15 protein-coding genes are annotated in these 15,819 nt (G+C 72.3%); 7 read left to right on the forward strand and 8 right to left on the reverse strand.

All coding sequences use genetic code 11. The features are described 5' to 3' along the window. Nucleotides 1-6: 6 nt before the first annotated feature. Nucleotides 7-1,878 (reverse strand): IclR family transcriptional regulator domain-containing protein, encoded by a 1,872-nt coding sequence (locus ACWDVB_RS06925; RefSeq protein ID WP_451611948.1) that lies wholly within the window; start codon nt 1,876-1,878, stop codon nt 7-9. A gap of 169 nt (nt 1,879-2,047) precedes the next feature. On the opposite strand from ACWDVB_RS06925, the gene ACWDVB_RS06930 reads away from it, so the two are divergent. From ACWDVB_RS06930 to ACWDVB_RS06940, 3 genes are all read left to right on the forward strand, one after another. Next, nucleotides 2,048-3,259: a 4-hydroxybenzoate 3-monooxygenase gene (locus ACWDVB_RS06930; RefSeq protein WP_451518755.1), complete on the forward strand. Its 1,212-nt coding sequence runs from the start codon at nt 2,048-2,050 to the stop codon at nt 3,257-3,259. Nucleotides 3,260-3,272: 13 nt separating this feature from the next. Further along, nucleotides 3,273-4,631, forward strand: a complete 1,359-nt coding sequence (locus ACWDVB_RS06935; RefSeq protein ID WP_451518756.1) for an MFS transporter — start codon at nt 3,273-3,275, stop codon at nt 4,629-4,631. 67 nt (nt 4,632-4,698) lie between these two features. After that, on the forward strand, nt 4,699-5,628 hold the full coding sequence (locus tag ACWDVB_RS06940) for a Bax inhibitor-1/YccA family protein (RefSeq protein WP_451518757.1): 930 nt from the start codon (nt 4,699-4,701) through the stop codon (nt 5,626-5,628). Between the two features lie 162 nt (nt 5,629-5,790). Here ACWDVB_RS06940 and ACWDVB_RS06945 read toward each other — a convergent pair whose 3' ends face one another. Next, the gene (locus ACWDVB_RS06945; RefSeq protein WP_451518758.1) at nt 5,791-6,021 is read right to left on the reverse strand and encodes a DUF4287 domain-containing protein; all 231 of its coding nucleotides are present in this window, start codon (nt 6,019-6,021) and stop codon (nt 5,791-5,793) included. Between the two features lie 102 nt (nt 6,022-6,123). Here ACWDVB_RS06945 and ACWDVB_RS06950 point away from each other — a divergent pair, with 102 nt between their 5' ends. After that, complete coding sequence (locus ACWDVB_RS06950) at nt 6,124-6,435, forward strand: hypothetical protein (RefSeq protein WP_451518759.1); 312 nt, start codon at nt 6,124-6,126, stop codon at nt 6,433-6,435. On the opposite strand, the gene ACWDVB_RS06955 is transcribed toward ACWDVB_RS06950, so the two are convergent. The 3 genes from ACWDVB_RS06955 to ACWDVB_RS06965 all read right to left on the reverse strand — a co-directional run bounded on the left by ACWDVB_RS06955 (nt 6,432) and on the right by ACWDVB_RS06965 (nt 10,160). Then, on the reverse strand, nt 6,432-7,277 hold the full coding sequence (locus tag ACWDVB_RS06955; protein ID WP_451518795.1) for a hypothetical protein: 846 nt from the start codon (nt 7,275-7,277) through the stop codon (nt 6,432-6,434). The genes ACWDVB_RS06950 and ACWDVB_RS06955 overlap by 4 nt on opposite strands. Nucleotides 7,278-7,535: 258 nt before the next feature. Continuing rightward, entirely contained in the window at nt 7,536-8,756 is a 1,221-nt protein-coding gene (locus ACWDVB_RS06960; protein WP_451518760.1) for an acetyl-CoA C-acetyltransferase, read from the reverse strand. A 384-nt stretch (nt 8,757-9,140) separates the two neighbouring features. Further along, nucleotides 9,141-10,160: an SGNH/GDSL hydrolase family protein gene (locus ACWDVB_RS06965; RefSeq protein ID WP_451518761.1), complete on the reverse strand. Its 1,020-nt coding sequence runs from the start codon at nt 10,158-10,160 to the stop codon at nt 9,141-9,143. A 180-nt stretch (nt 10,161-10,340) separates the two neighbouring features. Here ACWDVB_RS06965 and ACWDVB_RS06970 point away from each other — a divergent pair, with 180 nt between their 5' ends. Further along, entirely contained in the window at nt 10,341-11,732 is a 1,392-nt protein-coding gene (locus ACWDVB_RS06970; RefSeq protein ID WP_451518762.1) for a cystathionine beta-synthase, read from the forward strand. Nucleotides 11,733-11,973: 241 nt separating this feature from the next. Here ACWDVB_RS06970 and ACWDVB_RS06975 read toward each other — a convergent pair whose 3' ends face one another. Continuing rightward, a complete protein-coding gene (locus tag ACWDVB_RS06975; protein ID WP_451518763.1) occupies nt 11,974-12,804 on the reverse strand; it encodes a helix-turn-helix transcriptional regulator in 831 nt (276 codons plus the stop codon). 154 nt (nt 12,805-12,958) lie between these two features. Here ACWDVB_RS06975 and ACWDVB_RS06980 point away from each other — a divergent pair, with 154 nt between their 5' ends. Beyond that, on the forward strand, nt 12,959-13,720 hold the full coding sequence (locus ACWDVB_RS06980) for an SDR family oxidoreductase (RefSeq protein WP_451518764.1): 762 nt from the start codon (nt 12,959-12,961) through the stop codon (nt 13,718-13,720). Nucleotides 13,721-13,738: 18 nt separating this feature from the next. Here ACWDVB_RS06980 and ACWDVB_RS06985 read toward each other — a convergent pair whose 3' ends face one another. Further along, nucleotides 13,739-14,164, reverse strand: coding sequence for a hypothetical protein (locus tag ACWDVB_RS06985; RefSeq protein ID WP_451518765.1), 426 nt, complete (start codon nt 14,162-14,164; stop codon nt 13,739-13,741). A 428-nt stretch (nt 14,165-14,592) separates the two neighbouring features. Here ACWDVB_RS06985 and ACWDVB_RS06990 point away from each other — a divergent pair, with 428 nt between their 5' ends. After that, entirely contained in the window at nt 14,593-15,426 is an 834-nt protein-coding gene (locus ACWDVB_RS06990) for a MurR/RpiR family transcriptional regulator (RefSeq protein ID WP_451518766.1), read from the forward strand. Nucleotides 15,427-15,520: 94 nt separating this feature from the next. Here the strand turns inward: ACWDVB_RS06990 and ACWDVB_RS06995 are convergent, their stop codons facing one another. Next, nucleotides 15,521-15,694 carry a hypothetical protein gene (locus ACWDVB_RS06995; RefSeq protein WP_451518767.1) on the reverse strand — a complete coding sequence of 58 codons (174 nt, stop codon included), beginning with the start codon at nt 15,692-15,694 and terminating at the stop codon, nt 15,521-15,523. Between the last annotated feature and the right edge of the window lie 125 nt (nt 15,695-15,819).

Here is a 15,819-nt window from a genome sequence, read left to right on the forward strand (position 1 = left end):
GCCTCGCTAGGGAAACCGCACCGCGTTGAAGCGCGCGGCCGTGTGCAGGTCGGCCTCGATGGCCGCCGCCGTCGCGCGCAGCGCGGGCAGCAGGGTGTCCCGGGACTCCGACAGGGGGGCCGGGCCCGCGTGCTGGGCGATGTTCAGGGCGGCGATCACGTGCCCGGCCGCGTCCCTGATGGGTACGGCCACCGAGCGCAGCCCGTCCTCCAGCTCCTGGTCCGCGGTGGCGTGGCCCTCGGCGGCGGCGCGGTCCAGGACGCGGGCCAGCTCGGCGGGGTCCGTCACGGTGCGCGGGGTGAGGGCGCGTGGCTCCGAGGCCTTCAGCAGGCGCTCGCGCTCCGCCTCGGGGAGCCCGGCGAGCAGCACGCGGCCCATGGCGGTGGGGTACGCGGGGAAGCGGGTGCCGACCGTGATGTGCACGCTCATCACACGGACGGTGGCCGCCCGTGCGACGTACAGGATGTCCGTGCCGTCCAGCACGGTCACCGACGCCGACTGGTGCACCCGGTCGGCCAGTTCGCGCAGATGCGGCTCGGCGAGCTCGGCGAAGGTGAGCCGGGACAGGGCCGCGTGGCCGAGCTCCAGGATGCGGGGGAGCGGCCGGTAGAGGCGCCCGTCGTGGGCCGCGTACCCGGCGAGCTCCAGCGTGCGCAGGCAGCGCCGCGCGGTGGCCCTCGGCAGACCGGTGGCGGCGGCGAGCGCGGTGAGCGGCAGCCCGTCACCACGGGCGTCCCCCAGAGCACGCAGGACGGCGAGCCCACGGGCAAGGGACTGGAGAAACCCGGGACCCAGCTCCTCCTTGGCGGCCAGGGGGTCGGAGGGCTGCGGGGGATCGACGGCCGCCGGCGGATCGGTGAGCGGCAGCGGACGCCCGAGCGGCAGCGGATCGGCGGGCACCAGTGGACCCACCGGCGGCAGCCCACCAGTGGACGGCGCCTCAAAGGAGCCCGTTGGTTCCGATGCCGGCGGACCCGCTGGCGCTCGCGGATCGGTGAGCGGCAGCGGTCCCCCCGGCGGAAGCGGTCCCACCGGCGGCAGTGGACCCCCCGGCAGCAGCCCCTCAGTGGGCGGCGCCTCAAAGGAGCCCGGCGGTTTCGCGTCCCGTAGGGCTTCCAAGCACTCCGCCTCCGCCCGCAGTCGCGGCAGCATCGCCTCCGCCAGGCCCTGTGCGGTGTACCTGCTGGTGTGGCTGACCACCGACAGGGCGTACCGGATGTGCCCGGTGGTGTCGCGGACCGGGACCGCCACCGCGATCAGGCCCGGCTCGATCAGCTGGTCGTCCAGGGCCCACCCGGTCTGCCGGGCGTGCGCCACGCGGGCGGCGAGGTCCGGGGTGGTCGTGGGCGCGGGGCCCGGCGGCAGCGCGGGGAAGGCGTCCCGTGCGGGCCCGGCGGCCACGCGGGCCCGCCAGGCCGCCCAGCGCTCCTCGTCCCACGCGTCCGCGAACAGCGCGCCGGGAGCGCAGCGTTCGGGCGGCAGCAGGTCTCCGATGCGGAAGGCCACCGACATCGCGCGGCGCCGCGCGGCCTGCGTCACGAAGCGGACCCCGTCGCCGTCGGGCACCGCAAGCGACACCGACTCGTCCAGCTCGTCCGCGAGCCGCGCGGTCCGCGCGGCCACCTCGCCGGTCAGGCCGCTGGCCGCGAGGTAGGCGTTGCCCAGCTCCATGAGGCGCGGGGTGAGGTGGAGCTCCTGCCCACGCGCGCGTACATAGCCGAGCCGGGTCAGGGTCGCCACGATCCGGTCGATCGTCGAGCGGGCGAGGGCCGTGGCGCGTACGAGGTCGCCGGGCCGCACCTGGCCCGGTTCCGCCACGGCGAGCGCGCGCAGGACGGCCAGGCCCCGCTCCAGGGGGCGTACCGACTCTTCCGGCATGGCGCCGCTCCTTCTCCGTACCGCACGAAATCGGGTGCCGCACAACCGTTGACAGCGCACAGGCGTGGCCGGAGACTCCCGTCAGCACATTATGAACGAAAGTTCACCAGGCGAACAAGTCGGCCCGGGGTGGGCGTCGTTCGGAAGCGGAAAGCGGAGGGATCGATCGATGCGCACCACCGTCGGAATCATCGGGGCCGGACCGGCGGGGCTGCTCCTCGCCCGCCTCCTGCACAACGCCGGCGTCGAATCCGTCGTCCTGGAGAGCCGCGAGCGCGCCTACGTGGAGCGGCGCCAGCGCGCCGGCATCCTGGAGCAGGGCACCGTCGACGTGCTGCGCGAGGCGGGCGCCGGGGCCCGCCTGGACCGTGAGGGCATCCCGCACGACGGCATCGAGCTCCGCTTCGACCGCCGCAGGCACCGCGTCGACTTCCCCGCGCTCACCGGCGGCAGGTCCGTCACCGTCTACGCCCAGACCGAGGTCTGCAAGGACCTCATCGCCCTCCAGCTCGCGGACGGCGGCCCGCTGCTCTTCGAGGCCGAGGCGCTGGCGGTGGAGGGTGCCGAGACCGAGAACCCCCAAGTCCGCTTCCGCCACCAGGGGCGCGAAGACGTCCTGGAGTGCGACTACGTAGTGGGCTGCGACGGCTTCTGGGGCGTGGCCCGCAAGGCGGTGCCCGAGGCGCTCTCCCGGGTTTTCGAACGCACGTACCCCTTCGGTTGGCTCGGCATCCTCGCCGACGTACCGCCCTCCCACGACGAACTCGTCTACGCCCGCCACGACCGCGGCTTCGCCCTGCTCTCCATGCGGTCGCCGAGCGTCACGCGCGCGTACCTCCAGGTCCCCGACGGCACGGACGCCGCCGACTGGACCGACGAGGAGATCTGGGACGAGCTGGACCGCCGCCTGGAGACCGATGACCCCACATGGAAGCTGCGGCGCGGGACCGTCACCGCCAAGTCCGTCACCCCCATGCGCAGCTACGTCCACGAGCCCATGCGCCACGGACGGCTCTTCCTCGCGGGTGACGCCGCGCACATCGTGCCGCCGACCGGCGCCAAGGGCCTCAACCTCGCCGTCGGGGACGTCGTCACGTTCGCCCGCGCCCTGCTCCTCCTGCGCGAGAAGGGCGACCCGAGCCGCCTGGACGCCTACTCCGAGGACTGCCTGCGCCGCGTCTGGCAGGCCGAGCGCTTCTCGTACGCGATGACGACCCTGCTCCACCGCGCCCCCGACGCCACCCCCTTCGACGACCGCGTCCAGCTCGCCGGACTCGACCGGATCGCCACCACACGCTCCGCCGAGACCGACCTGGCGGAGGCCTACACGGGTTTCCCCTTCGACGCGCGCGACCCCGACGAGCGCGACCAGGACCAGTGAGGACGTACGTACCGTGAACTCGACTCCCCCTGAGCGGACCTTCAGATCCGTCGCTCCCGTCCTGGCCCTGTGCTGGCTCGTCGTCTTCTTCGACGGCATGGACGTCAACATCTACGGCGCCGTCATGCCGCACCTCATCGACGACGAGGGCTTCGGCTTCAGCGCCTCCACCGCCGGGACCATCGGCTCCTGGACCACCTTCGGCATGCTGATCGGCGCCCTCGGCTGCGGCACCCTCACCGACTGGGCCGGGCGCAAGCCGATGGTGACGGGCAGCGTCGTCCTCTTCTCGCTGGGCTCCGCGCTGTGCGCGCTCGCGCCGAGCGCCGCGTTCTTCGGCGCCGGACGCTTCGTCTCCGGGCTCGGGCTCGGCGGGCTCATGCCGATCGGGCTCGCGATCGTCGCCGAGTTCGCGCCGCCGGGCAGGGCCGCGCTCACCACCGGCCTGATGATGACCTCGTACCACGCGGGCGGCATGACGGCCACGGGCCTCGGGCTCGCGCTCGGGCCCGACCACGGCTGGCGCGTCGTGTTCTGGACCGGCGTGATCCCCGCGCTCGTCGCCGTCCCGCTCGTCGTCAAGTGGCTGCCCGAGTCGCCCGGCGTGCTGCTCGCCAAGGGCCGCACGCGCGAGGCCGAGGCCGTCGCCGCCCGCTACCGGCTGCCGTCCCCGACCCTCGCCGAAGCGCCCGAGGCCGGGGCGAGGGGCCGCTTCTCCGCCGTCGCCGCGCTCTTCGCACCCGGGCGGCGCCTGACCACCCCGCTCCTGTGGACCGCGTCCTTCGCCGGGCTCCTCCTCGTCTACGGGGTCTCCACCTGGCTCCCAGAGCTGATGCGCGCCTCCGGCTACTCCCTCTCCTCCTCCGTCACCTTCCTGATGGTGATCAACGCGGGCGGCATCGTCGGCATGTTCATCGCCGGGCGCACCGCCGACCGCTTCGGCGCCGTCAGGACCTCCGCGGTCTGGTTCCTGCTCACCGCCTGCGGCGCCTTCCTGCTCAAGGCCCAGCTGCCGCTCGGCGTCGCCTACGCCCTCGTCTTCGTCACCGGCATCTGGCTCTTCTCCGCGCAGGTGATGGTGTACGCGGCCACGTCCTCCGTCTACGGTCCCGCGGAGCGCGCCACGGGGCTCGGCTGGGTGGCCGGCATCGGGCGCACCGGCGCGGTCGTCGGGCCCTGGCTGGGCGGCGCGGTGATCGCGGGCGGCAACGCCTCACTCGGCTTCACGACCTTCGCGGTCGCCGCCGTCCTCGGCGCCGCCGCCATCTCGCTGGTGCCACTCGTGCGGGGGAACGGTTCCGATCCGGGAACAGTACGGGCCGCCCCGGGCGTTCTCGGGCAAGGAGAGGGAAAGATCCTCCCCAAGCACTAGGTCCATCCTTTTGCCTACGCATTACTCTTGAAGGCAAAGCCACGCACGGTGGCCATGGAGGAGTGAAATGAGGAGCAGCAACCCGGTCTTCTCGCGACGGGGGTTCAGCCGCGACAACGGCCACGCCGGCTTCGGCGCGCAGCCGCAGGCCGGGGGACCCGCAGCCGCGACCCAGACCCAGGGCAACCCGTACGCGCAGGGCAGTCCGTACGCAGGCGGCCAGCAGGCCCCCACGGCCAACCCCTACGCCACCAATCCGTACGCCCAGCAGGACGTGCAGTACGGCGCGCCCCAGGCACCCGTAAGCACCACGGGCCGCATGACGATGGACGACGTCGTCATGCGCACCGCGACCACGCTCGGCACGCTGCTGGTCACGGCGGCGCTCGCCTGGGCCCTGCTGCCGGTCGACGACGCCAACATCAGCAAGTCGTACGGCATCGCCATCGGCGCCGGTCTCGTCGCGATGGTGCTCGGCCTCGTCCAGGCGTTCAAGCGCAAGGCCTCGCCCGCGCTGATCCTGACGTACGCCGCGCTGGAAGGCGTCTTCCTCGGGGTCGTCTCCAGCGTCGTCGACAACCGCATCGCGGACGGCGCGGCCATGCAGGCCGTGCTCGGCACGATGGCGGTCTTCGTCGGCGTCCTCGTGGCGTACAAGGCGGGCTGGATCCGCGTCAACCGTCGCTTCTACGGCTTCGTGATGGCCGCGGCGATGGGCTTCCTGCTGCTGACCGCCGTGAACCTCCTGTTCGCGGTCATCGGCGGCGGCGACGGCCTCGGCTTCCGCAGCGGCGGCCTCGGCATCGTCTTCGGCATCGTCGGCATCCTGCTCGGCGCCTGCTTCCTCGCCCTTGACTTCAAGCAGGTCGAGGACGGCATCGCGTACGGCGCGCCGAAGGAAGAGGCATGGCTCGCGGCGTTCGGTCTGACGATGACGCTCGTCTGGATCTATCTTGAGTTCCTGCGCCTCATCGCGATCCTCCAGGGGAACGACTGAGGCAGGCCGCCCGGCGGCTGAGCCGCCACTGACGGCCGAAGGGCCCGCGGACCGATTCCGGTCCGCGGGCCCTTCGTCGTGTACGGGTGAGGGTGGTCGGTCGGGTCGGGGGTGTGCCGGTCGGAGGTCTGGTGGGTCTGGTCGGTCTGAGGGTCTGGGGGGTCACAGGAGTTTGCGGGCGGCCCGCCTCATGTCGTACTCGTGGATGATCGCTTTCGCGTGGCCGTACGCGAGGTTGTGTTCGGCGCGGAGCCAGCTCACCTTCTCCTCGAAGCGGAAGAGAGAGGGGCCTTCGTCCACGGCGCGCAGCCAGTCGGCGACTTCACGACCGGTGCAGTGGGGGATGCGGGCGAGCAGGTTGCGGTGGGTCTCCTCGGAGAAGACTTGGGACATCGGCGCCTCCGGACGCGTCGCGATGTGTTCCGTCCTTCACGACACCGTGCCCGAGCGTGGGGGCGTTGGCAACAGTCCCGCAAAGGCACATAAGGTCGCGGGGTGCTCGATACGACGCCTTTGACGGCCGCAGTGGACCATTTCGCCGACCGCCTGCGGGCCGCGCCGCAGAGCCGCCTGCAGCGCGGCGCCGCGACCGAGGCGCTGGCTCTGGCCAGGGAGTTGGCGGCGCGCGCGCAAGCCATCGAGGAGCCGGCCGCCCCGCCGCGCGAGATGCCGGACGCGGGGATGTTCGCCGCCGCCGACCAGATCACCGTCGCGGGGCGCGATCTGGCCCTTGTGCTCAAGGACCCGGAGGAGTTGGCGCGGACGCTGAGGCTCGTGGCGGAGGCGCAGAAGCGGGCCGGGGTCTAGGAGACCGAGGCGATGACGCGGTCGGCGAGGATGTAGACGTTCTCGGTGCCGCACTCGAAGGTCAGGGCGTACGCGCCCGAGATGCCGGAGCCGCCGAGCAGGACCGGGGCGTGGCCCTCGCGCAGGGCGTTGGCGAGGACCTCCGCGGTCTCGCGGTGGCCCGGGGTCATGCAGAGCGTGGTGCCGTCCGTGAAGACGTACACGTCCAGGGTGCCCAGCGGGCCGGGGCGGACGTCGGCGAGGGCGGTGCGGGCGACGGCCAGCTCTTCGAGGCAGGCCACCGTGCGCTCGTGGTCGCCGTACCCCTCCGGGGCGGGGGTCCGCACCGGTACGAAGTCCGGGTGCGAGGGGTGGCGGCGGCGGGCCGCGGCCAACTCCGGCGAATCCCCGGCGATCTCCTCGGCGGCCGGGTCGGCGAAGGGTTCGATCACCGGCTCAAGGCTCTCCGCCTCAAGACCGGTGAAGTCGGCCTGGCGCGGCAGGAACAGCTCGTCGGCGATGCCGTCGGGAATGCCCGGCAGGCCGTGCAGCAGGGACGGCGCGTCCGAGCCCTCGTGAGCCTCCTGGGCGGCCCAGAAGGCGCGGGCCTCGGCCAGTTCCCGCTCGCGCTCCTCGGCGAGCGCCTCGGCCACGGCCGCGCGTATCTCGTCGGCGTCCACGGCGGCACGGGCGCCCGGCACCGTGGGGTGTGACCGGCGGTCGGTGGCACGGCTGTCGGCCGGCTCGGTGCACAGGGCTGCTGTGATCTCGGCGAGCTGCTTGCGCAGGCCGCGCACTGCGTGCAGGACGGCGGCGCCCACGACCGTGGCGGCGGCCGTGGAGAGCAGCAAGGCAAGAGGCATGGCGCTCACTGACGTACTCCCGGTTTCAAGTCGACCCCCGACTTCCTACATCAGCTTGAAGCCTGCACGATCCACCTGTCAGTGCATAACGTCACGAAAAGGACAGGTCTTTGGGCCCTGTGTATCTCCGCAGATGCGCTCTGAGCTGGGCATATGCATCTCCCCCAGGAGATAGGTCACATCCTGGGGGAGATTGGGTCACGAAAAGGTGCAGGGAAAGGAGGCCGGAACTGAGCGTCGATCCCCACCGACTCTGCGTCAGCTCAGGCGCTCGATGACCATCGCCATGCCCTGGCCGCCGCCGACGCACATCGTCTCCAGACCGAACTGCTTGTCGTGGAACTGGAGGGAGTTGATGAGCGTGCCGGTGATGCGGGCGCCCGTCATGCCGAAGGGGTGGCCGACCGCGATGGCGCCGCCGTTGACGTTCAGCTTCTCCAGCGGGATGTCCAGGTCGCGGTAGCTCGGGATCACCTGGGCGGCGAAGGCCTCGTTGATCTCGACCAGGTCGATGTCGTCGATGGTCAGCCCGGCACGCCGCAGGGCCTGCTTGGACGCCTCGACCGGGCCCAGGCCCATGATCTCGGGGGAGAGGCCGGTGACGCCGGTGGAGACGATGCGGGCGAGCGGGGTCAGACCGAGCTCGCGGGCCTTGGTGTCGCTCATGATCACGAGGGCGGCGGCGCCGTCGTTCAGCGGGCAGCAGTTGCCGGCGGTGACCAGGCCGTCGGGGCGGAAGACGGGCTTGAGGCCCTGGACGCCCTCGTACGTGACGCCGGCGCGCGGGCCGTCGTCCTTGCTGACGACCGTGCCGTCGGGGGTGGTGACCGGGGTGATCTCGCGCTCCCAGAAGCCGTTCTTGATGGCTTCCTCGGCGAGGTTCTGGGAGCGGACGCCGAACTCGTCCATGTCCTGGCGGGTGACGCCCTTGGCGCGGGCGAGGTTCTCCGCGGTCTGCCCCATCGCGATATACGCGTCCGGGATCAGGCCGTCCTCGCGCGGGTCGTGCCAGTCCGTGCCGGTCTGCTCGGCGCGGGCCGCGGTGCGGGCCTCCGCGTCGGCGAAGAGGGGGTTGTGGGTGTCGGGCAGGCCGTCGCTCGATCCCTTGACGCTGCGGGACACCATCTCGACGCCCGCCGAGATGAAGACGTCGCCCTCGCCGGCCTTGATGGCGTGCAGGGCCATGCGGCTCGTCTGGAGGGACGAGGAACAGTAGCGGGTGATGGTGCAGCCGGGCAGGTGGTCCATGCCCATCTGTACGGCCACGATGCGGCCGAGGTTGTGCCCCTGCTCGCCGCCCGGCAGCCCGCAGCCGAGCATCAGGTCGTCGATGTCCTTCGGGTCCAGCTCGGGGACCTTGGCGAGGGCGGCCCCGATGATCGTGGCGGTCAGGTCGTCCGGGCGCAGATCCTTGAGCGAGCCCTTGAAGGCGCGGCCGATCGGGGTACGGGCGGCAGAGACGATCACGGCTTCGGGCATCAGGACGCTCCTGCTGGCGGGGGCGCCCCAGGCTGCGGGGCGCGGGATGGGCGGACTCCTGGGAAGTTACCTGTACGTAGGGATGGGCGTCAGGGGGCAGGGGCTGTGATGAGGGACGCATTTCTAAGCGGACGCTCAGGCTGGCGGGGCGCCGGGCAGGGGGGTGCGTTTTCTGGTGCGGGTGCGTCGTGGTTGCTCGCGCAGTTCCCCGCGCCCCTTGAGCGGCCTTCGCGTCGTTCTTCGCTGCGGGTGCGTCGTGGTTGCTCGCGCAGTTCCCCGCGCCCCTGACGGGGTGTTTCGCCTGGCGCCCTAGCGGGAGCGCTCCGTCAGGGGTGCGGGGAACTGTGCGGCCAGCCACCGGCGGGCCGCACGTGGCCGCGGAGCTCACCGCGGCAGCGGGGACGGCTCCGGGGCGTGGATGCGTCGGCGCCGGCGGCGTTTGATGAGGGCCCACGGCCCCCGGGGGCCCGCCGGCATCGCCGCGGTGACCTCCGTGCCGCCCTCCGCCGCGGCCTGCGCGGCCGCCCGCGCCACCGGCAGGAAGCCCTCGCGCCGCGAGATGTCGGGCCGCTCCTCCTCGGGCCACAGGCCGAGCGCCGCGCACAGCGTGGGAAGGACCGCCATGGCCGCGGTCGCGTACCCCTCCGCCGAGGGGTGGTAGTTGTCGGGACCGAACAGCTCCCGCGGGTTCGCCAGGAACTCGGGGCCGAGCAGGTCGCCGAGCGACACCGTCCGCCCGCCCTGTTCGACCGCGCCGATCGTCTGCGCCGCGGCCAGCTGCCGCGAGACCCGGCGGGCCAGCCACCGCAGGGGCTGGTAGACGTTCTCGACGGTGCCGAGGTCGGGGCACGTGCCGACGACGACCTCCGCCCCGGCGGTACGCAGCCTCCGCACCGCCGCCGAGAGGTGCCGCACCGACCGCGTCGGCGGCATCCGGTGCGTCACGTCGTTCGCGCCGATCATGACGACGCAGACGTCAGGCACCCAGGACGGGTCCGAGAGGATCAGCGTCACCTGCCGGTCCAGGTCGTCCGACTGGGCGCCCGGCAGCGCCACGTTCCGCAGGTCCACGGGCCGCTCCGCGACCGCCGCGAGCCCGGAGGCGAGCAGCGCCCCCGGGGTCTGCCCGGCCCGGTGCACGCCCTGTCCCGCGGCCGTGGAGTCGCCGAGCATCGCGAACCGCACCGGTTCGGAGCAGTCGGGACGGCCGGAGTTCTCGACGTACGCCCTGCCGTAGCGGCCGTCGGCCCGCGGTGGATCCGCGTGGGACCCGCCCACGGACCGCTTCGCCAACTGCACCTCGGCGAGCACCACGCCGACCGTCGCGGCCCCGATCAGCCCGATGCCTCCGCCGCCGTACGCCGCGCCCGCGGCGATCCGCCGTGCCACCCTCGCCCTCGACATGCCCCGCAGCCACCTCCTCGTTGCCGAATCGCGGTACATCCACTCATTGCCCCGTAAGCACGGTCGGCCAATCGCAAGCGGAGGTGAACGGATGAGGGGCCCCTTGGACACCCTGGACACCCTTAGGCTGACGGCACCCATTCATAATTCGTCGCACTACATCGCAGCCCGGAGACAACGGTGCAATTCCACGACTCGATGATCAGCCTCGTCGGCAATACCCCGCTGGTAAGGCTCAACAACGTGACCGCGGGCATCCAGGCGACCGTCCTGGCCAAGGTCGAGTACTTCAACCCCGGCGGATCCGTGAAGGACCGCATCGCGCTGCGCATGATCGAGGCTGCCGAGCAGAGCGGGGAGCTGAAGCCCGGCGGGACGATCGTCGAGCCGACGTCCGGCAACACCGGGGTCGGGCTCGCCATCGTGGCCCAGCAGAAGGGCTACAAGTGCATCTTCGTCTGCCCGGACAAGGTGTCCCTCGACAAGATCAATGTGCTGCGCGCGTACGGCGCCGATGTGGTCGTCTGCCCGACCGCCGTCGACCCCGAGCACCCGGATTCGTACTACAACGTCTCCGACCGGCTCGTACGCGAGACGCCCGGCGCGTGGAAGCCCGACCAGTACAGCAACCCGAACAACCCGCTCTCCCACTACCACTCCACCGGCCCCGAGCTGTGGGAGCAGACGGAGGGGAAGATCACCCACTTCGTCACGGGCATCGGGACCGGCGGCACCATCTCCGGGACCGGCGGCTATCTGAAGGAGATCTCGGAGGGGAAGGTCAGGGTCGTCGGCGCCGACCCCGAGGGGTCCGTGTACTCCGGCGGGTCCGGGCGGCCCTACCTCGTCGAGGGCGTCGGCGAGGACTTCTGGCCGACGGCGTACGACCGTGACGTCACCGACGAGATCATCGCGGTGTCCGACAAGGACTCCTTCCAGATGACGCGGCGCCTCGCCAAGGAGGAGGGGCTGCTCGTGGGCGGCTCCTGCGGCATGGCGGTCGTCGCGGCGCTGCGGGTCGCGGAGCGGCTGGGCCCGGACGATGTCGTCGTCGTCCTCCTGCCCGACTCCGGGCGCGGCTACATGAGCAAGATCTTCAGCGACGAGTGGATGAACGACTACGGCTTCCTGGAGGAGCCCGGCGACCAGCCGCGCGTCGGCGACGTGCTGGGCCGCAAGGAGGGCGGCGCGCTGCCGTCGCTGGTGCACATGCACCCCGAGGAGACGGTGGGCGAGGCCATCGACGTGCTGCGCGAGTACGGCGTCTCGCAGATGCCGATCGTGAAGCCGGGCGCCGGTCACCCCGACGTGATGGCCGCGGAGGTCATCGGCTCCGTCGTCGAACGCGAGCTGCTCGACGCCCTGTTCACCCAGCGCGCCTCGCTCGGCGACCCGCTGGAGAAGCACATGTCGGACCCGCTGCCGCAGGTCGGCTCCGGTGAGCCGGTGGCCGACCTGATGTCGGTGCTCGGCCGCGCCGACGCGGCGATCGTCCTCGTCGAGGGCAAGCCGACGGGTGTCGTGAGCCGGCAGGACCTGCTCGCGTTCCTCGCGGAGCAGCAGGGGCAGTGACCGTCGGAGCCGTGGGGTGGACTTCGCGGAAGTGGTACGAGCGTGTCATGTCCGCGCAGCACCCGCTTAACACTGCTCCGGCACATTGGTGGTTGTCGGCGTCAGGAACTCCGGAGCGGCTCCCGGACCTCCATGGACGCCTGGACGTGACCCGGCTTTGACCTGGCCTACGTCCCTCGCGGGGACCGCCGTCGTCCCGCCCCCCGGGTGACCGGGGGTGTGCGGCGGTCCCCGCGACTGCTTACGGGGCGCTCAGCGCCCAACTGCCCAGCAGCGCGAGGCGGTCCGCTGCCTCGCTTGCCGGTTCCGCCATGTAGACGATCAGCATCTGCTCGGGGTCGCCGGGCAGTGTCAGTGTCTCGTACGGCAGGGCCAGTTCGCCGACGAGCGGGTGGATGATCCGCTTCACGCCGTGGGTCTTCTCCTTGACCTGGTGGTCCGCCCACAGGCGGCGGAAGGCCTCGCTCTTGACGGACAGCTCGCCCACCAGGGCGCTGAGTCGCGTGTCCGCGGGGCAGCGCGCTGCGTCCAGGCGCAGATACGCGACGGTCTCCGCCGCGACCGCCTCCCACTCCGGGTAGCAGGCGCGTGCCGGGGCGTGCAGGAAGACCTGGCGGGGGACGTTGCGTTCGGCGGGCGACAGCCGGGACCAGCCGTTGAGGGCGTCGCCGAGGGCGTTCCAGGCGAGGACGTCCATGCGGCGGCCGACGATGAACGCGGGCGCCCGGTCGATGGTGTCGAGCAGCAGCCGCAGACCGGGGCGGACCTTCTGCGCGGCGGACTTGTCCTTGCGGGGGCGCGGCCGCGGGCGGGCCACCGTGCGCAGATAGGCGTGCTCGGTCTCGTCCAGGCGCAGCACGCGCGCGATGGCGTCGAGCACGGCGTCGGAGACCGAGGGGCCGCGGCCCTGTTCGAGCCGGATGTAGTAGTCGACGCTGACGCCCGCCAACTGCGCGACCTCCTCGCGGCGCAGGCCGGGCACGCGGCGGCGGCCGTGCGAGGCGAGGCCCACGTCGGCGGGTTGTATGCGGGCGCGCCGTGAGCGCAGGAAGTCTCCGAGGTCGCCGTCCATGTGTTCGATCCTAGGCGGCGGGGACGGATCGAGCCTGGTACTGGCAGACCTAGGAAAAGCGCATCCCTGGGTGGCGGGACGTGCGCCCCGCAGAGTTGGCACCGGCGCCGCCAGGGAACAAGCCCGGCGGCCGGGACCAACAGGGAGAACCCCCATGACGTACACGACACTTGAGGGCCGTACCGCCATCGTCACCGGAGCCGCCAGCGGCATCGGCGAGGCGACGGCCCGGCTGCTCGCCGGGCAGGGCGCGCGGGTCGTGCTGCTCGCCCGGCGCGCGGAGCGCCTGGCGGAGCTGGCCGGGAAGATCGAGGCGGACGGCGGCACGGCGCTCGCCGTCGCCGCCGACGTCACGGACCAGGCGTCGGTGGACGCCGCCGCCGAGCGGGTCCGGGCGGCCTTCGGGCGGGTGGACCTGGTGGTGAACGCGGCGGGCGTGATGTTCCCGAACCCGGTCGCCGAGGGCCGCGCCGACGAGTGGCAGCGCATGCTGGACACGAACGTGGCGGGCGCGCTGCGGATCATCCGCGCCTTCACGCCGGACCTGATCGCGGTGGCCGAGGAGGGCGGCACGGCGGACCTGGTCAACATCTCGTCGGTCGCCGCGCATCTCGCCTTCCCGCACTACGCGGTGTACGGGGCGACGAAGGCGGCGCTGACCTACCTCTCCGAGTCGCTGCGTACGGAGTTCGGCCCGCGCGACGTCCGCGTCACCAACGTGGAGCCCGGACTGACGGAGACGGAGCTGCGCGGGCACATCGACAACGAGGAGTTGAGCGGTCAGCTGGACGGCATGTTCGGCGCCATCGGGTCGCTCGCCTCCGACGACGTCGCGGACCTCATCGCCTACGCGGCCAGCCGCCCCCGGCACGTCAACCTGCGTCAGCTGATCGTGCTGCCCACGCGTCAGGCGTAAGCCCAGGACAGCAGTGGATTACTCGTCGTCCCACTCCGAAGTGCGGCCCTTGCGCCGCTGCCCGAAGCCCGCGCCGCGGACCGCGTGCACCGCGTTCACGCCGAAGATGCCCGCCCAGGTCACGAAGAGCCCGGTCAGGCCCGCGTTGGCCACGCCGATCGCGGAGAGCGGGACCGCGAGGATCAGCGAGATCACGCCGAAACCGAACCGCTCGCTCCACGAGTCCAGGGCGCTGCCGCCGGACGGGCGGGCGCCGCGGGCGACGACCATCTGCTGTTCGGCCAGGTGGCGGCGCATACGGCGGTCGACCGTACCGTCGAGGCGTTGCTCGATCTTGCCGAGGAACGAGTCGACCAAGGCGGAGTCGTACTCTTCGCCGAGCTCTCTGCGGGCGTGCAGAGTGGCGTCGAGTTCCTTCTTGAGTTCGGCGTCACGGGCTTCCATACGGGCTACGTTACGGCGCCTGGGCCCCGGAGGCGGTGGGGGTAACCCCCCTTTCCACCCGGGGCCCAGCCCCCGGCCGCACGGCATCGCGCCCGGCCGGGGCCCGGTACAGCACCCTGTCGCTAGCTCCGCTCGGTGATTCCGTGCCGCGCAGCCCACTCGTCGGCGACGAGCGGGACGACGTGCTGGCCGGGGATGCGGCCCCAGCTGGGCAGCAGACGAGAACGGTCACGCCCCCTTCCGGCATCGACGCGGTGTCCGGAGCTGAGCGACCGGCCGCTGACGGATGATGTGACCGTGGCGGCCGGGCTGCTCGACCCGTTCACCCGCCTCTGGGCGGAACCCGGCGCCGGAACGACCGGGGATACGACCGGGGATAGGACCATGAGTACGACCGTGGGTACAGACATCCTGAGGGGGACGACGGCATGACGGACAGCCCTGCCGCGCGACTGCAAGTGCTCTTCGAGGGGCACCGGCTCACGCCCACGCAGCGCCGCATCGCGCACTGCATGGTGCGGCGGGCGGCGGACGTCCCCTTCCTCTCCAGCGTCGAACTGGCGGAGCTGGCCGGGGTGAGCCAGCCCTCGGTCACCCGCTTCGCGGTGGCGCTGGGCTTCGACGGCTACCCCGCCCTCCGCAGACACCTCCGGGACGTGGCGCCCGCCGAGGCGGCCGGCGGGGACGACCTCAACGAGTACCAGCAGGCGGTCGAGGCGGAGATCGAGAACCTCCGGCACCTGGCGGAGGCCCTCGCGGACCCGAGCCCGGTGGAGCGGGCGGGCCGGCTCCTCGCCGCCTCCCGCCCCCTCCCCGTCCTCGGCCTGCGCGCCGCCGCCTCCCAGGCGTACGGCTTCTCCTACTTCGCCGCCAAGGTCCACCCCGACGTACGCCTCCTCGACGAGGGCGGCACGATGCTGACGGACCGCATCGACGCGGCGGTCCGCGCGGGCGCGACGGCCCTCCTCTGCTTCGCGCTCCCGCGCCACCCCCGCGAGGTCGTCGACGCGCTGGCCCACGCCAGGGAGGCGGGCCTCACGGTGATCACGGTGGCGGACTCCCCGTTCGCCCCGGTGGCGACGTACTCCCACCTCCTGCTCCCGGCAGCCGTGGGCACGGGCCTGGCCTTCGACACGGCGTGTGCCCCGATGCTGCTGGGCCGGGTCCTCCTGGAGGCCATGTGCGACGGCCTTCCGGACGCGCAGGCGCGCCTGGAGGAGTTCGACGCGGGGGCGGCGGCGCGGGGGTTGTTCGTGGAGTGAGGGGCGCTTATCCGGGCCCACCCACCAGGGTGAGGCAGCCGACGCCCCGGTCCGGCGGGGTGCCGGGCCGAGGTGCCGGGACGGGCCGGGGCTGTTACACGTACTCGATCAGCCAGCCGGCCGGGTTGTCGTCCATCGAGTCGCCCGCGTTCTTCTTCATGCGCCCGATGGCGATCTTCATGGATCCCTGGGCGAGCTTCTCGGCGAGGCGGGGAGCGTTGTCCTGCACGTCCCGCACCTTGACGCCGCCCCAGGGCCTTGCCGTCATACACGCTCACACCCAGCTTGACGTCCCCCCAGGCACAGAGCGGCGCCAGGCAGCGGAGGCTTGGCAGTACGCCTGCGTTCAGCGGGCACCCCATGCTCCATCCGTCAGCATCCCTTCCCGGACTA

It is taken from the genome of Streptomyces sp. NPDC003379, from assembly GCF_053589195.1.